Source organism: Rufibacter sediminis, from assembly GCF_014269285.1.
GTDB classification, from domain to species: Bacteria; Bacteroidota; Bacteroidia; order Cytophagales; family Hymenobacteraceae; genus Nibribacter; species Nibribacter sediminis.
Map to the genome: position 1 here is coordinate 18,741 of NZ_JACOAF010000026.1, position 14,593 is coordinate 33,333.

At 53.3% G+C, this 14,593-nt stretch carries 15 protein-coding genes; 9 read left to right on the forward strand and 6 right to left on the reverse strand.

Annotation, left to right across the window (positions count from 1 at the left end; all coding sequences use genetic code 11):
• Nucleotides 1-16 precede the first annotated feature (16 nt).
• The 4 genes from H7U12_RS10990 (at nt 17) to H7U12_RS11005 (ending at nt 3,833) form a co-directional block, all read left to right on the forward strand.
• Nucleotides 17-1,102 (forward strand): sensor histidine kinase, encoded by a 1,086-nt coding sequence (locus H7U12_RS10990; protein ID WP_186637397.1) that lies wholly within the window; start codon nt 17-19, stop codon nt 1,100-1,102.
• Complete coding sequence (locus H7U12_RS10995; protein WP_186637400.1) at nt 1,077-1,805, forward strand: LytR/AlgR family response regulator transcription factor; 729 nt, start codon at nt 1,077-1,079, stop codon at nt 1,803-1,805. Before H7U12_RS10990 ends, H7U12_RS10995 begins: the two co-directional genes overlap by 26 nt.
• 163 nt (nt 1,806-1,968) lie before the next feature.
• Nucleotides 1,969-2,847, forward strand: coding sequence for a 4-hydroxy-tetrahydrodipicolinate synthase (gene dapA / locus H7U12_RS11000; protein WP_186637404.1), 879 nt, complete (start codon nt 1,969-1,971; stop codon nt 2,845-2,847).
• A gap of 32 nt (nt 2,848-2,879) precedes the next feature.
• The gene (locus tag H7U12_RS11005) at nt 2,880-3,833 is read left to right on the forward strand and encodes an alpha/beta hydrolase (protein ID WP_186637407.1); all 954 of its coding nucleotides are present in this window, start codon (nt 2,880-2,882) and stop codon (nt 3,831-3,833) included.
• A 545-nt stretch (nt 3,834-4,378) separates the two neighbouring features.
• On the opposite strand, the gene H7U12_RS11010 is transcribed toward H7U12_RS11005, so the two are convergent.
• Together H7U12_RS11010 and H7U12_RS11015 are read right to left on the reverse strand one after the other, a co-directional pair.
• A complete protein-coding gene (locus H7U12_RS11010; protein ID WP_186637410.1) occupies nt 4,379-5,116 on the reverse strand; it encodes a (Fe-S)-binding protein in 738 nt (245 codons plus the stop codon).
• Nucleotides 5,117-5,120: 4 nt separating this feature from the next.
• Nucleotides 5,121-5,972 (reverse strand): hydroxymethylglutaryl-CoA lyase, encoded by an 852-nt coding sequence (locus H7U12_RS11015; protein WP_186637413.1) that lies wholly within the window; start codon nt 5,970-5,972, stop codon nt 5,121-5,123.
• Between the two features lie 144 nt (nt 5,973-6,116).
• Between H7U12_RS11015 and H7U12_RS11020 the strand changes: the two genes are divergently transcribed.
• On the forward strand, nt 6,117-6,743 hold the full coding sequence (locus H7U12_RS11020) for a DNA-3-methyladenine glycosylase family protein (protein WP_186637416.1): 627 nt from the start codon (nt 6,117-6,119) through the stop codon (nt 6,741-6,743).
• Between the two features lie 63 nt (nt 6,744-6,806).
• Here H7U12_RS11020 and H7U12_RS11025 read toward each other — a convergent pair whose 3' ends face one another.
• Together H7U12_RS11025 and H7U12_RS11030 are read right to left on the reverse strand one after the other, a co-directional pair.
• Nucleotides 6,807-7,724, reverse strand: a complete 918-nt coding sequence (locus H7U12_RS11025; RefSeq protein WP_186637419.1) for a DUF58 domain-containing protein — start codon at nt 7,722-7,724, stop codon at nt 6,807-6,809.
• The gene (locus H7U12_RS11030; protein ID WP_186637436.1) at nt 7,721-8,119 is read right to left on the reverse strand and encodes a septal ring lytic transglycosylase RlpA family protein; all 399 of its coding nucleotides are present in this window, start codon (nt 8,117-8,119) and stop codon (nt 7,721-7,723) included. The genes H7U12_RS11025 and H7U12_RS11030 overlap by 4 nt, the downstream gene beginning before the upstream one ends.
• A gap of 130 nt (nt 8,120-8,249) precedes the next feature.
• Here H7U12_RS11030 and H7U12_RS11035 point away from each other — a divergent pair, with 130 nt between their 5' ends.
• Nucleotides 8,250-8,582, forward strand: a complete 333-nt coding sequence (locus H7U12_RS11035; protein WP_123125958.1) for a DUF3276 family protein — start codon at nt 8,250-8,252, stop codon at nt 8,580-8,582.
• Between the two features lie 209 nt (nt 8,583-8,791).
• On the opposite strand, the gene H7U12_RS11040 is transcribed toward H7U12_RS11035, so the two are convergent.
• Complete coding sequence (locus H7U12_RS11040; RefSeq protein WP_186637439.1) at nt 8,792-9,538, reverse strand: DNA-formamidopyrimidine glycosylase family protein; 747 nt, start codon at nt 9,536-9,538, stop codon at nt 8,792-8,794.
• A 176-nt stretch (nt 9,539-9,714) separates the two neighbouring features.
• The gene (locus tag H7U12_RS11045; protein ID WP_186637441.1) at nt 9,715-10,701 is read right to left on the reverse strand and encodes an aldo/keto reductase; all 987 of its coding nucleotides are present in this window, start codon (nt 10,699-10,701) and stop codon (nt 9,715-9,717) included.
• 370 nt (nt 10,702-11,071) lie between these two features.
• Here H7U12_RS11045 and ychF point away from each other — a divergent pair, with 370 nt between their 5' ends.
• From ychF to H7U12_RS11060, 3 genes are all read left to right on the forward strand, one after another.
• The gene (gene ychF, locus H7U12_RS11050) at nt 11,072-12,169 is read left to right on the forward strand and encodes a redox-regulated ATPase YchF (protein WP_186637444.1); all 1,098 of its coding nucleotides are present in this window, start codon (nt 11,072-11,074) and stop codon (nt 12,167-12,169) included.
• A gap of 277 nt (nt 12,170-12,446) precedes the next feature.
• Nucleotides 12,447-13,952, forward strand: a complete 1,506-nt coding sequence (locus tag H7U12_RS22880; RefSeq protein WP_186637447.1) for an OmpA family protein — start codon at nt 12,447-12,449, stop codon at nt 13,950-13,952.
• 82 nt (nt 13,953-14,034) lie between these two features.
• Nucleotides 14,035-14,574: a DinB family protein gene (locus H7U12_RS11060; RefSeq protein ID WP_186637450.1), complete on the forward strand. Its 540-nt coding sequence runs from the start codon at nt 14,035-14,037 to the stop codon at nt 14,572-14,574.
• The last annotated feature ends 19 nt before the right edge of the window (nt 14,575-14,593 follow it).

The following is a 14,593-nucleotide window of genomic DNA, read 5'->3' on the forward strand; positions in this document are numbered from 1 at the left end:
GGTTTTCCGGAAAACGATGAAAAAACACCTTCCCCTTTTATTGCATCTTCTCCTGTGGCTCGGCCTGCTGGCGCTGGCGCTCTGGGTGCACTTCGGCATTGACAGAACGGAAATGCCGCTCAGCTGGGTGGCTCTGGACGTGGCGCAGACCTTTGCCTTCCATCTGGTGCTCTTCTACCTCAATTGGTTTATCCTGCTCCGGATTCTGGCCAAAGGCAACGTGCTGGGCTATGCCCTGGCGGTGCTCCTGAGCCTGGTCCTTTTCGCCGCGGTCCGCAGCCCCATAGAAATCTTTCAAATAGAAAAGCAGGCGAGTGTCAGCCCCAAAGCTGCCGAAGTCCTGAGAAAGCATCCCAACCAGGTGGAGCTTAAGAATGTCATGATTCCCTTGCTGGTGATGGGCCTGATGAATGTCTTTCTGAGCTCGTCCTTGAGAGTGACCGGGGAGTACCTGCGCAATGAGCGGCGGCGTAAAGAACTGGAACTGCAGCACACCAGCACCGAGCTGGAATTGCTGAAAGCCCAGGTAAACCCGCACTTTCTATTCAACACGCTAAATAACATTTACTCACTTGCTTATCAAAACTCTCCTGCCACCCCAGACGCCATCCTGAAACTGTCGCTGCTGCTGCGGTACCAGCTGTATGAAACCAATACGCCGGTGGTGGCGCTGGAGCGCGAGGTGGAATATCTGGAGCATTTGCTGGACCTGCACCGCCTGCGCCTCACCGACCCTGCTTTGCTCACCTTTCAGGTAAACGGGGCCATAAACGGCATCTCAATTCCTCCCATGCTGCTGATGCCTTTGGTGGAGAACATGTTCAAGCACGGCCTCACCACGGCGCCCATGGAAGTGACGCTATCTTCTGAACCCGGCAGCCTCACCTTCACCACCAAGAACCGCTTGAAGGGCAGCGGCCCGCAAGGCTCTTTCGGGGGCATTGGGTTGCAGAACCTGCGCCGGCGGCTGGAATTGCTTTACCCCCAGGCCTTCTCCTTCTCCACCCGGCAGCAGGACCAGGATTTTATCGCCGAGCTTTCCTTGACAAACCTTTCCAAACCCGTACCTTCACCAGATGCAACTGTCTTGTCTCGCTATTGATGATGAACCGCTGGCGCTGGACATCATGCGCTCCTACATCAGCAAGATTCCGTTTCTAAAGCTCATCCAGACCTGCTCCAGCGCGCTGGACGCCATGTCCATTCTGCAGCGCCAGCCGGTAGACCTGCTGTTCCTGGACATTGAGATGCCCGAGATCACGGGCGTGCAGTTTGCGCAGTCGCTCTCGCATAGGCCCGCCATCATCTTCACCACCGCTTACCCGCAGTACGCCCTAGATGGTTTCACCCTAGATGCCGTGGATTACCTGCTCAAGCCCATCCCGTTTGACCGGTTCTTCAAGGCCGTGAACAAAGTCTATGAGCGCGCCCAATTGCAGCAAGCCACTCAACCCGTTCTGGCTCCGCCGACGGCTCATTCAGACAACGAGGATTTCATCTTTGTGAAGGCCGATTACAAAACCATCCGGGTGAATTTAAAGGATATTCTCTTCATTGAAGGCCTGAAGGATTACGTGATACTCCATACTACTACCCGCAAGATTATCACGCTCTTATCCATGAGCAAGATCATGGAGAAACTGCCCGAACAGGACTTCGCGCGGGTGCACCGATCGTACATCGTTTCGTTGGCGCACATTGAGTGTATTGAGAAGGGTCGCCTCAAAATAAAGGAGCAGGAAATCCCCATCGGAGACAGTTTTAAGGACGGCTTCATGCGCTGGGTGGAAAGTAAAAACCTGTAGCCACGCATTTGCCTTTTTCCGGGCAGTTGGGTTTTCGGCCTCTTTTCTGAAAAATAACCTGAAAACAGGATCAGCAGATTACAGAACAAACGTTCGTGGGCCGTCTGTACTGTGAAGGCAAATCTGTATCTTTGGCCAAGATACTCTCAACAAAACAACAGACATGCAAGCATTAAGAGGAACAGGTGTGGCCTTGGTAACTCCTTTTCAAGCCGATCTTTCCGTAGATTTTGACGCCTTCGGCCGATTAATTGATTTCAACCTGGACAACGGGGTAGATTACGTGGTGGTGAACGGCACCACGGGTGAATCCGTGACCACCTCTCCCGAGGAACGCGCCCAACTGCTGGCCTTCGCCAAAGAGCGGATCACCGGCCGGAAACCCCTGGTCTACGGCCTGGGCAGCAATGACACGAATTACGTGCTGGAGCAGATCAAGAAGCTGGACTTCACCGGCATTGACGCCATTCTTTCGGTATGCCCTTATTATAATAAACCGTCGCAGGAAGGAATTTACCTGCACTACACCGCCATCGCAGATGCTTCTCCGGTGCCGGTGATTCTCTACAACGTACCCGGCAGAACGGGCATCAACATGACGGCGGCTACTACCCTGCGGCTGGCGCAGCACCCCAACATCATCGGGACGAAGGACGCCAGCGGCAACATGGAGCAGTACATGGCGCTCATCGACGAGAAGCCCGAGGGTTTCCTGGTGATCAGCGGCGATGACATGCACACGGTTCCGGTGATCTCGGTGGGCGGCGATGGCATTATCTCGGTGCTGGCCAATGCGTTTCCGGAGCGTTTCAGCCGGATGACCCGCCTGGCGTTGGAAGGCAATTTTCAGGAGGCGGGCGCTTTGCAACGCTCCTTCGGGAAAATTAACCCGCTGATGTACGAGGAAGCCAATCCGGTGGGCATTAAACTGGCGTTGCAGGAAGCAGGCATCTGCGCTCCGTTTGTGCGCTTGCCGCTGGCACCCGCGTCAGATAGCCTGGTACAGCGGGTGAAAGCCGCTGCCGCTCCATTGCTCGCTTAAATTTTGTTTTGAGGCCCTTTTTCAGAAAACAGATGAAAAACAGACTGCTGCTACTCGCTTTCTTGGTGCTGGGGCACTTTGCCCAGGCACAAACTCCCGCCCCTTCCTCGGGTGAAGCCACCGAACTGAAGACTGAAAAAGGCACCCTAAAAGGCACACTCCTGCTGCCTGCCACCAAAGGGAAAGTACCCGTCGTGCTGCTCATCTCCGGCTCTGGCCCCACCGACCGCGACGGGAACAACCCGGTCATGAAAAACAACAGCCTGAAAATGGTGGCCGAGGAACTGTACGCGCAAGGCATCGCCTCGGTGCGGTATGACAAACGCGGCATTGCCCAGAGCAAAGACGCCGCCGGTTCTGAGTTTGACATGCGCTTCGATCATTTCGCGCAGGACGCAGCCGCCTGGGTGCAGCAGCTGAAGAAAGACCCGCGCTTCAGCAAAGTCATTGTGCTGGGCCACAGCGAAGGTTCTTTGCTAGGCATGCTGGCCGTCCGGCAAGCGAAAGCCGATGGGTTCATCTCGCTGGCCGGTCCCGGACAATCAGCCGATGAGGTAATCCGACAACAGTTGCTGGCCCAGCCTCCCATGGTAGCCGATGCCGCCTTGCCCATCCTGGATCAGTTGGTGCAGGGCAAAGCCGTTCCGGAAGTCAACCCTATGTTGGCTTCCCTGTTTCGGCCCAGCATCCAGCCATACCTGATCTCGTGGTTTAAGTATGACCCGCAGGCGGAGCTCCGGAAACTCACCGTTCCGGTCCTGTTGGTGCAAGGGAAAGAAGATTTACAGGTGAGTGGACGGGAAATCCAGTTGCTGGCCGCCGCGGCTCCTAAAGCTAAATTGGAGGAGATTGACCGCATGAACCACGTGCTCAAAGAAACTTCCGCAGACCGTTCGGCCAACATTGCCGCGTACTCCAACCCCACGCTTCCCCTGGCTCCTGCCCTGATGCCCGCGTTGGTGTCGTTCGTGAAGTCTGTCAAGTAGCGAATCTCTTAATAAAGCTGATGCCCTTTTTGAGGCTCTTTTCCAGAAAAGAGCCTCAAAAAGGGCATCAGCTTTTAGAAGCAACTCTGTTGTGTTGGTTGCGATTATCTAAAGCGTTTGGACCCACCCCTTGCCCCTCCGAGGAGGGGAATTTTTTATCTAAGGCAGAACTTCCCTCTTGTAAGGCTGGTCTGATACGTTCTATTTCAATGGTTTAGTACCTAGGAAAGGCATATCATTGCTGCACTGGCATGTCGCATATCTTGAGCCCCGCGGCTCACTGAAGTTTCAAACTTCAGCTCATTTTAGGTCCAAGTTGTAAACTTAAACCAGCTATTTGTTTTAGAATTAATGGTCTTTTTTCGAAGATGCAAATAAGGTTCTGCCGAAAAGCTCCCCTCCTTGGCTAAGGAGGGGCTGGGGGTGGTTCGCTGCCTCAGGTGACCATATTGCGTAGAAGTTACCTTCTGCTTTAAGCCTGGTTTTACTAAAATGGCTTCAAAACGGAGGAAAAGCCTCTCACCAATCATTAAGCCAAACCTCAGTTACCAACCACTGGTCAGGACATCGGCGATGTGCAGGACTTTGATGGGCTTGTTCTGCTTTTTGCTGTAGGCCTCCAGGTGCATGAGGCAGCTGGTGTCGGTGGAGACGATGTACTCGGCTCCCGTGCTGAGGGCGTTCTCCACCTTCTGCTCGGCCATGGCCACGGAAATGGACTCGAATTTCGCGGCGAAGGTACCGCCAAAGCCGCAGCAGGTCTCGCTTTCGCGCATCTCGGTGAGTTGCAGGCCTTCCACCATCTCCAGCAGTTTGCGCGGACCTTCCTTGATGCCACACTCACGCAGGGCACTGCAGGAATCATGGTAGGTGACTTTGGCGTTCAGCCGGGCTCCGGGAATTTCCTTCACCTGCAACACATCCGTCAGAAACTCGGTCAACTCCAGCACCTTCCGCTCCATGGTGCGGTACTTCACAAAATTGGAAGAGGTCATGAAGATGTTGGAGTAGGCGTTCCGGATCATGCCCACGCAGGAGGCCGAAGGGGCCACAATGTAGTCGCTGTCTTCCGAGGAAAAATCCTCCAGAAACTTATCAGCTACCTGGCGGCACTCGTTTTGGAAACCGGCGTTGTAGGCGGGCTGGCCGCAGCAGGTCTGGTTGGTGTTGTACCGAACTTTGCAGTCCAGGGCCTCTAGTAACTTGACCATGTTCCAGGCCGTCTGCGGAAACAGCTGGTCAATGAAACAGGGAATGAAGATATCAACTACCGGTTGTGGCATGGGTCTAAAGCGAATGGAAAACGTGGGACGCCAGGGCCAGAGACCTGGAAAGCGCCTCCTGGTTCAGGTTCAAAGGTACGCCTTTCTCCTGTAAATAGGAGAGCATTTTCTCGGTGGGCATGTTGCCTACCAGCTCATCTTTGGCCATGGGACACCCCCCGTAACCCAGCAGCGCGCCATCCATCCGGCGGGAGCCGCTTTCATACGCCGCAGCCACTTTCTCGCGCCAGGTGGCGGGGTTGGTATGCAGGTGCGCCCCAAATTCTATGTGCGGAAAGGCCGGGATCAATTCTGAGAAAAGCGCCTGGATGGTAGCGGGCGTAGAAACCCCGATGGTGTCTGACAAGGAGATGGTCTTGATGGCCAAAGCGTCTAATTTCTGGGTCATCTGCCCGGCCAGAGCGGGTTCCCACGGCTCGCCGTACGGGTTCCCGAACCCCATGGACAGGTACAGCACCAGTTCCTTTCCGTGTTTCAGGCAGAGTTCCTGCATCTGGGCTACTTCTTGCAGGGCCTCGGCGATGCTTTTGTTGGTGTTGCGTTTCTGGAACTCTTCTGATAAAGATAATGGAAACCCGATGTACCGGATCACGTCAAACGCCATGGCCTGCTCGGCTCCCCGCACGTTGGCGACAATGGCCAGCAATTTTGTCTGGGAGGCGGAGGTGTCCAGCTGGGCCAGCACCTGGGCGGTATCCTGCATCTGCGGAATGGCCTTGGGCGACACAAACGACCCGAAATCCAGGGAATCAAACCCAACTTCCAGCAGTGCTTGCAGGTAACGCACTTTTAACTCCGTGGGCACAAACTCGGGCAAGCCTTGCATGGCATCACGGGGACATTCTATGATTTTCATGTGGTTCTGTTTCGTTCGGGCACGTAAAAGCGCCTCCTCTTCGTTTTGGGTTATCTTTGGTTTTTAAGGCGTAAAACGAGGTTCGGCCAACTTCGGGGCGGCTGGCTCAGTAAATACGAATAATATTTCCTTTCTTCCGCTCCTATGGTGAACGCCCACGCCTTCCTTTTTGCCGCAGACCCGGTGCTGCACCAGTTGGTACAGCAGGCTCCAGGAATAGTAGCCTCCCGGGTGACCAGACCTATTTACGAGGCTTTGTTCAGTTCGGTGATTTCGCAGCAACTCTCCGTGAAGGCGGCGGCCACTATCAAAGCCCGGTTTCTGGCCCTTTTTCCCGAAAACTACCCCGATCCAAAGGTAGTACTTTCCATGCCTCCGGAGGAGATGCGGGCGGTGGGTTTGTCGCGCCAGAAAATCAGCTATCTCCAGAACATCGCCGAGCACAAGGCCGCCGGTCAGCTGGAGGATGAGCAGCTGGCGCATCTACCCGATGAGGAACTCATCTCCCGCCTGGTGCACATCAAAGGAATTGGTCGCTGGACCGCCGAAATGATTCTGATGTTCGCCCTGCACCGTCCGGATGTCATGCCGCTGGATGATCTGGGAATTTACAACGCCATGAACCGGCTGTACGGCCTGGATGCTCCGCATAAATCAGCCAAAGTCAAAATGCTGGCCCTCTCAGAACTTTGGCGACCTAACCGCACGCTGGCTTGCCGGTACCTCTGGCAATCACTGGACAATGCACCTTTGAAGAGTTCTGAGTCTTGAATTCTGAGTCTGATTTCGGAAAAGGCGTTTTAGGGGTACTTTCCTGAAAACAGGCTCTAAACGCTACCGCACTTTCTGCCGCTTGACTAAATAGGCCTGCAAGACTTTGTCAATGGGCTCCCGCAGATCCACGGAGACCAGGTCAATGCGATACTGGCCGCAGCGCAGCTTGAGTTCGTTTTTGAACTGCTTCATGGCTTTGACATATTCTTCCCGGATCTCGGCGGGTTGTACCTTGATCTTTTCGCCGTTCTCCAGCCCCTGGAACATGAAAGGCTTATCGGGGAAATTGAATTCTTCTTCCGTCTCGGCATGGGTGAGGTGGAACAACAGAACTTCGTGCTGCTGGTGGCGCAGGTGCTGAAGGGCCAGGAAAATCTCGTCCAGCTGCTCATATTGGCTGAGTAAATCACTGAAGAGAATTACCAAAGACCGTTTGGGCAACTGCTGGGCCACGTGGTGCAACATGGAGGCCACGCGGGTTTCTTTCTGCGGCGGAGCCGGTTTCTGCAGTTGCTGTTGAAGCGCCAACAGAATGGTATGCAAGTGCGCCCCCGTTGATTTGATGGGCGTCTGCATTTCAATCTGGTCTGAGAAAGTAGTCAGGCCCACGGCATCGCGCTGCTTTTGCAGCAAAGTAGCCAGGGCGGCGGCGCTTAACACGGCGTAGGAAAGTTTCCCGTAGTTGTTGGTGGGGTAATACATGGAGCCCGACACATCCAGGAGCAGTTGGCAGCGCAGGTTGGTTTCCTCTTCGTAGCGTTTCACGAACAGCTTCTCGGTCCGCGCAAAGACTTTCCAGTCCATGTGGCGGGTACTCTCGCCGGAATTATACAGCCGATGCTCTGAGAACTCCACCGAGAACCCGTGGTACGGCGACTTATGCAGACCGGTGATAAACCCTTCCACCAACCGTTTGGCCAGGAACTCAAGGTTCTGGACATTCCGGACATTGTCTAAATCAACGGTTATTCTGCTCATGTTTCTTTGTTTGCCGCCTTCTGGAGAGACAGGGCCGTTTGCTTGTCTACTTGGATGAGTTTCACCTGGCCCATTCCCGCCCCCACAATACCCAGTTTCTGAGCCGCTTTTTTGGATACGTCAATGATGTAACGTGATTTGCGGCTCATGCGGTCATTCACCCGTACCACAACGCTGCGTCCGTTCTCCAGATTATGCACCTGCACATACGAGTGGAGGGGCAGCGTGGCGTGGGCGGCCGTGAGTTCCTCTGGGTTGTACCGTTCGCCGCTGGTGGTTCTATGGCCGTTGTGCGCTTTGGCGTAGAAGGTGGCTTTTCCTTTTTGAAGTGCAACTTGGGCAAAACTACCCCCTGGGAGAAGGCATATCAAAAGAAAGAATAGTTTTATTCTCATGTATTTTTGTCCAGAACAAACATTAGTACATTCTAATTTAACTATTAAATTTAATCATAAAAAATTTTTAGATGTGAATCTGTTGCTTTAAATTGGCTACTTCAAATAAATAAGGAACCTTCAAGTTATGGTGGAAGAGAACAACGACAAAGCAGAAATCTACTCGCAGAGAGTAAGGGCAGGAAAGCGCACCTATTTCTTTGATGTGAAATCAACCCGCTCCAATGATTATTATCTGACAATCACTGAGAGCAAGCGGAAATTCAAGGACGACAACTACTCTTACGAGAAGCACAAGATTTTCTTGTACAAAGAAGACTTTGCCAAGTTCATGGAAGCGTTGCAGGATACCGTTAACCATGTAAAAGGTGAGTTATTGTCTGAAGAGGCACTGGCGGAACTTGAGCGTTTAGAACATGCTCCCTCAGAAGCTGCTGTGGATGAAGAACTGAAGTGGGAATAATCCCTCCGCAATTCTCCTCAAGCTCATGCCTCGCGTGAGCTTTTTTTATCTCTTTTCCGTTTTGCCGTTGTTTTCCTAAAACGGCCCTATAACCTCTGCCCTGTTCCGTTGGCCTGATCTCCTCTTCAGAGCCAAGTATCTGCGCCTTTTCAGGCGTTCAGTCCTGGAGTTGTTTCTTATTTTTTTACTAATTGCGCTTTCCGGTTGCGTTACAGCGTGGCCGGATGGTACAGGAGTTGGCACATCTCACAGAAATAGCCAGACCGTTGCCCCTTCCCTATTTTCTCTTTCCGTAGCGGGATTCTGTCTCTGGGGCATTCCTTCTGCTGGTACACCAACCAGTGTTCCCTTACGGTTCCGGTCCGGAGGCTGTCCAGGTAGCGGAAGCTTTGCCTCACGCATTCCTGAAGCAGGTTTTTCAGGACGGCGTCTGGTATGTGGTCTACCTGGCTTTCCGGGTGAAGGCGCGCCCGGAACAGCACCTCATTCTTGATGCCGTTTCCCACGCCCGCCAGAAGCTGCTGGTCCAGCAGCACATCGCAGATGAGCTGCCCGAGCTGCCGCCTGATTTTCTCCAGCGCTTTCTTCGGATCGAAGGCTTCGTTCAGGACATCAGCGGACCAGTCATACCTTCCTTCCCAGGGCTCGGGCAGAAACCGAACATCACAGGCGTAGAAGTTGAGGTACCCGTCTTCAAAGGTGAGGCCGAGTTCCAGAGGCCGGTTCACTTCTCCGTTTAGGGCGTACTTTCCGAAAAACATCAGGTGAACGCGCAGGGCAAACCCCGGAAAGCAGAAAAGGATTTCTTTCCCGAAGGTCTTGATCTGCGTGAGTTCCTGCCCTTGAACTTTGTCAAACGGAATGTGCTTGGTTCTCCCGCTCACCTCCAGCACCACCTGCCCAACGAATTGCTCGGCTTGTTCTTTCAGGAAAACCATCTCAGGACCTTCAGGCATGGGCAGTATATTTATTATTAGGTGACTTCTTTCTTATAGTATGTTATAGTATGTGAAACGGGAGAAGAACAGCCTTTGGGTTGTTCCAGCTCTACACCGGAAAACCCAAAGGCTGCCGTAGCTTCCAGACCAATCAGGCCTCTTCTGCTTTTAAGGTTTTGTTAACGCGTGAACTGTTAAAGATTCAGACTGCCCATCTGCGGAGCGGCGTACCGTTGTCCGGCGGCCACTCCTTTCGGGGCGATTTCCTCAATCTCGGCTAATTCCTCCTGAGACAAGGACACTTGCAGAGCGCCCACGTTTTCCTCCAGGTACTTCCGGCGCTTGGTTCCCGGAATGGGGGCGATGTCTTCTCCCTGCGCCAACAGCCAGGCCAGCGCTAACTGCGAAGCGGAACACCCTTTCTTGCCGGCCATCTCCTCAATCTTTTTCACCAGGTCCAGGTTCTTCTGGAAGTTCTCGCCCTCAAAGCGCGGCGAGTGTCGCCGGTAATCGTCTTCGGGAATGTCTTCCAGCTTTTTGAACTGACCAGTCAGGAAACCTCTCCCCAGCGGACTGTACGGCACAAAACCGATGCCTAGTTCGCGGCAGGTGGGCAAGATCTCGTCCTCCACGTCCCGGCTCCAGAGCGAGTACTCCGTTTGCAGCGCACTGATGGGGTGTACCTTATGGGCTTTGGCTATCGTAGCAGCCGAGGCTTCTGACAGGCCCAGGTACCGCACTTTGCCTTCTTTCACCAGCTCGGCCATGGCCCCTACCGTCTCTTCAATGGGCGTTTGTTTGTCTACCCGGTGCTGGTAATACAAATCAATATAATCTACTCCCAGGCGCTTCAGGCTAGCCTCGCAGGCTTTTTTGACATATTCCGGGGTGCCGTTGATGCCCAGGAAATTGCCTTTATCATCCCGCACGTTCCCGAATTTGGTAGCCAGGATCACCTGGTCGCGCCGGTCCCGGATGGCTTTGCCCACCAGTTCCTCGTTGGCCCCAACGCCGTACATGTCGGCGGTATCCAGGAAAGTGACGCCCAGATCCAGCGCGTGGTGGATGGTGGCTATGGATTCCTGGTCATCGCGGTTGCCGTAGAAGTCAGACATGCCCATGCAGCCCAACCCCAACGCCGATACGGTCAAGCCTTGATTTCCTAATTCTCTGTTTTCCATGATTTTTATATATTGTTTTATAGGTGCTCCTGCGAGCATCCCTCTTCTCGCTTTACGGTGCTTCCTGTTTTGTGGGTGTTTTCCGAAAAGCAGTCTTAAAACAGGAATTGGCTACCAGCATTGCATCATCTCCAGATCACTTCTTTTGCTTGCCACCTCCTTTCTTAGCCTTGAACTGGCTCCACTCTGTTGCTTCCCGTTCACAGCAGAACCTACTGCTTACCTCTTCAGGAGAAGGGGTTTACTATTTTCAAGGTAGTCCCCTAAGTTTGCGTATATTTGCACCCGCTTCTAAAAACCAGCCTTAAAACGGGATTACGCCCCGGCTGAGGAGCCAACATCAACCTGAAAATAGACCAACCTTATTAATATGGGACTTCGTTGTGGAATAGTGGGTTTGCCAAACGTAGGTAAATCTACGCTGTTCAATGCCTTGTCAAACGCCAAAGCCGAATCGGCTAATTACCCGTTCTGTACCATCGAGCCCAATGTGGGGGTGATCACGGTACCCGATGAGCGGTTGCAGATTCTAGAGGAATTGGTGCACCCGGAGCGGGTATTGCCTACCGTGATGGAATTCGTGGACATTGCCGGTCTGGTGAAAGGCGCCAGCAAAGGCGAAGGGCTGGGAAACAAGTTCCTGGCCAACATCAGGGAGGTAGACGCCATCATTCACGTGGTGCGCTGCTTTGACGACCCAAACATTGTGCACGTGGCTGGCGGCGTAGACCCGGTGTTTGACAAAGACGTGATCGACACCGAGCTGCAGATCAAAGACCTGGAGTCTATCGACAAGAAAATAGCCAAGGTGGAGCGGACTGCCAAATCCGGTGACGCTAAGGCGAAAAAAGAGTTCGCGAGCCTGCAGCGCTTCAAAGACCATCTGGTGAGCGGCAAGAACGCCCGCTCCCTAGACTACACCCCAGAGGACCTTGAGGCCGTAGAGGACCTGCAGCTGCTCACCATCAAGCCCGTTATCTACGTGGCCAACGTGGACGAAGAGTCTATCCAGACCGGGAACAAGTTCCTGGATGCTCTGAAAGAGCACGTGAAGGACGAAAATGCGCAGGTGGTGGTGATCTCAGCGGCCATCGAAGCCCAGATCGCGGATTTCTCTGAGGCCGAAGAAAAAGAAATGTTCCTGGCCGAGTATGGTTTGACTGAGTCTGGCCTTAACCAGTTGATCAGAGCTTCCTACGCCCTGCTGGACCTGGTGACCTATTTCACCGCCGGCGTGAAGGAAGTACGCGCCTGGACCATCCGGAAAGGCTGGAAAGCACCGCAGGCCGCCGGAGTCATCCACACCGACTTCGAGAAAGGCTTCATCAGAGCCGAGGTGATCAAGCTGAAGGATTACGTGGAGTACAAGACCGAAGCTAAAATCAAAGAGGCCGGCAAAATGTCTCTGGAAGGCAAAGATTACGTGGTGCAAGACGGTGATATCATGCACTTTAGATTCAACGTCTAGTTGATTACTAGTACTTTAACTTACGAAGGAGAGCCTACAGCTCTCCTTTTTTTGTACTGCCATCTCTGTAATCTGCTAAATACGGGTTGTAGCAGGAAGTAAAATGGCGGGTAAACTTCGCATCTACAGTAGAATTATAAGAACTTTTACAAAAATTAATCGTCTGATCTTTTGAAGGTTAACTTATATTAGAATTTCTTTTTATTCATTAGAGGCAACATTTTGCCGCAAAACCTGTAAATATGTGCAGATTACTATATTACTACTCCTAAAAACTATGAAAAAAACAGTACTTAAAGCTTCTGTACTCGGCGCGTGGCTGCTGTCTATGGTTGCTCCATCAGAAACATTAGCCCAGTCGGCTGACAGACCTTGGGGTTTGTCGGTCTACGCTAACGCTATTCAGGCCCGGACCAACATCAGAAATGATATCTGGGACATGAGTAACTCTACATGGGGTGGAGGTTTAGGTATCAACAGATATCTTTCCCCTTCCTTTGACGTGGCGTTGCAGTTAAACTACTTCAACATGAAGCAGGAGTCTGGAACCGTGACGTACAACGTGACAGGTTACGGACCCGGCAGATTTGACAACGAAGTAGGAACTGCCAACTTAGGTTTGAAACTTAAGCTGAACAATGGCAAAATCCTGAGCGAGACTGCCTTCCTGCAGCCGTACCTGATTGGAGGTATCGGGGCGCACTACACCAGCGTAGAGGCGTATCTGCCTGTTCCTGCTGCTGGCCAACCCGGTGGCGTGAGACAAGAAAAGTATGACGAAGGCCAACTGCGCATGAACTACTTCGGTGGTGCCGGTATCGGTTTCAAACTTACTGACGGAATCAGCCTGTTCGCCCAGACTACCCTCAACTACCCTACCACCAACATGCTGGACGGTGTTTCAAACCCTCGCTCTGAGGACGAGTTGAACGACCGTTATCTGCAACACCAGTTTGGTATCACCTTCGGATTAGGAAAAGCCACTGACACAGACGGTGACGGTGTTTCTGATCGTCGTGACAAATGTCCTGACACCCCAGCGGGCGTTCAGGTAGACAAAAACGGTTGCCCATTAGACGGTGACGGTGACGGTGTTCCAGATTACCAAGACAAATGCCCTACTGAGGCTGGTACTGCCGCCCTGGAAGGATGCCCTGACAAAGACGGCGACGGTGTACGTGACTCAGAAGATGAGTGCCCAGACCAAGCTGGTCCAGTAGCTACCAGAGGCTGTCCAGATGCAGACGGTGACGGTGTTGCTGACAAAAACGACACTTGCCCTAACACTCCAGCCGGTACCCGCGTTGATGCGAACGGTTGCCCAGTGGTACTTGACCGTGACAATGACGGTGTAAACGATGACGTTGACCGTTGCCCAGATGTAGCTGGTTCAGCTTCTAACATGGGTTGCCCAGGCTTAGATGCCGCTGACAGCACTTACATGGCCCGCGTTCCTAAGATTGAGTTTGAATTCAACAGAGCCGTTCTGAAGAAAACTTCTTACCCAACTCTGGACAGAATGTCAACCATGTTGTCTAAGTATCCGCACTACAACCTGCGTATCTCTGGCCACGCTGACCACATTGGTTCAAACGAGTACAACCAGGAGCTGTCAGTTCGCAGAGCAGACGCCGCTAAGTCTTACTTGACCAACACCAAAGGAGTAGCTTCTGACCGTATCATCACCGAAGGATTCGGCGAAGAGCGTCCAGTGGCACCAAACACCACCAACGCCGGCCGTGCTAGAAACCGTCGCGCTGAGTTCCGTCTCTTCATCCAGTAACGGAGTAGAGACTCCTGATTAGAAGAAATGCCCGGTCACATGACCGGGCATTTCTGTTTTAAAGCATTTTTACGAAAAACACATGCAAAACGAACCGAAACTGGAAGTCTGGCTCAGAGGACCACTCCCCGAGGTGCCCGCCCTGCTGCAACCGGTGGCGCATGCCCTGTTACAGGCCCGTGAAGAGGTGCGAGACCATCTGGAGGGGTTCCCGGACCACTTGCTCTGGGAAAAGCCCGCTGGAGTCGCCTCGGTGGGTTTTCACCTGCAGCACCTCACGGGCGTGTTGGAGCGGCTGTTGACGTACGCCCGGGCAGAGGCACTCTCCCCCGAGGCCCTCGCCTACCTTCGGCAGGAAGGAACTCCGCCCGCCGCCGGAGCCACCGTCCAGGATTTGATCGCCAACTTTGAGGCGCAGGTAGACAAAGCCCTTCTCCAGATCAAGGCAACCGATCAGGAAACGCTGACCGAGGCCAGAGGCGTGGGCCGGGCCCAGATTCCGTCTACCGTGGCCGGGCTGCTCTTCCATGCCGCTGAACACACCCAGCGCCACGTGGGCCAACTGCTGGTTACGGCCCGCATCTTGCAGACAGGCCTTCTTCCGCAGAACACTTCGCTTTAGCCCTTCTTTTACCAAAACA

Excerpts from the sequence above, each read along its gene's own strand:
- H7U12_RS10990 (WP_186637397.1), top strand. The coding sequence starts at position 17 with ATGAAAAAACACCTTCCCCTTTTATTGCATCTTCTCCTGTGGCTCGGC.
- H7U12_RS10995 (WP_186637400.1), top strand. The coding sequence starts at position 1,077 with ATGCAACTGTCTTGTCTCGCTATTGATGATGAACCGCTGGCGCTGGAC.
- dapA (WP_186637404.1), top strand. The coding sequence starts at position 1,969 with ATGCAAGCATTAAGAGGAACAGGTGTGGCCTTGGTAACTCCTTTTCAA.
- H7U12_RS11005 (WP_186637407.1), top strand. The coding sequence starts at position 2,880 with ATGAAAAACAGACTGCTGCTACTCGCTTTCTTGGTGCTGGGGCACTTT.
- H7U12_RS11010 (WP_186637410.1), bottom strand. The coding sequence starts at position 5,116 with ATGCCACAACCGGTAGTTGATATCTTCATTCCCTGTTTCATTGACCAG.
- H7U12_RS11015 (WP_186637413.1), bottom strand. The coding sequence starts at position 5,972 with ATGAAAATCATAGAATGTCCCCGTGATGCCATGCAAGGCTTGCCCGAG.
- H7U12_RS11020 (WP_186637416.1), top strand. The coding sequence starts at position 6,117 with ATGGTGAACGCCCACGCCTTCCTTTTTGCCGCAGACCCGGTGCTGCAC.
- H7U12_RS11025 (WP_186637419.1), bottom strand. The coding sequence starts at position 7,724 with ATGAGCAGAATAACCGTTGATTTAGACAATGTCCGGAATGTCCAGAAC.
- H7U12_RS11030 (WP_186637436.1), bottom strand. The coding sequence starts at position 8,119 with ATGAGAATAAAACTATTCTTTCTTTTGATATGCCTTCTCCCAGGGGGT.
- H7U12_RS11040 (WP_186637439.1), bottom strand. The coding sequence starts at position 9,538 with ATGCCTGAAGGTCCTGAGATGGTTTTCCTGAAAGAACAAGCCGAGCAA.
- H7U12_RS11045 (WP_186637441.1), bottom strand. The coding sequence starts at position 10,701 with ATGGAAAACAGAGAATTAGGAAATCAAGGCTTGACCGTATCGGCGTTG.
- ychF (WP_186637444.1), top strand. The coding sequence starts at position 11,072 with ATGGGACTTCGTTGTGGAATAGTGGGTTTGCCAAACGTAGGTAAATCT.
- H7U12_RS22880 (WP_186637447.1), top strand. The coding sequence starts at position 12,447 with ATGAAAAAAACAGTACTTAAAGCTTCTGTACTCGGCGCGTGGCTGCTG.
- H7U12_RS11060 (WP_186637450.1), top strand. The coding sequence starts at position 14,035 with ATGCAAAACGAACCGAAACTGGAAGTCTGGCTCAGAGGACCACTCCCC.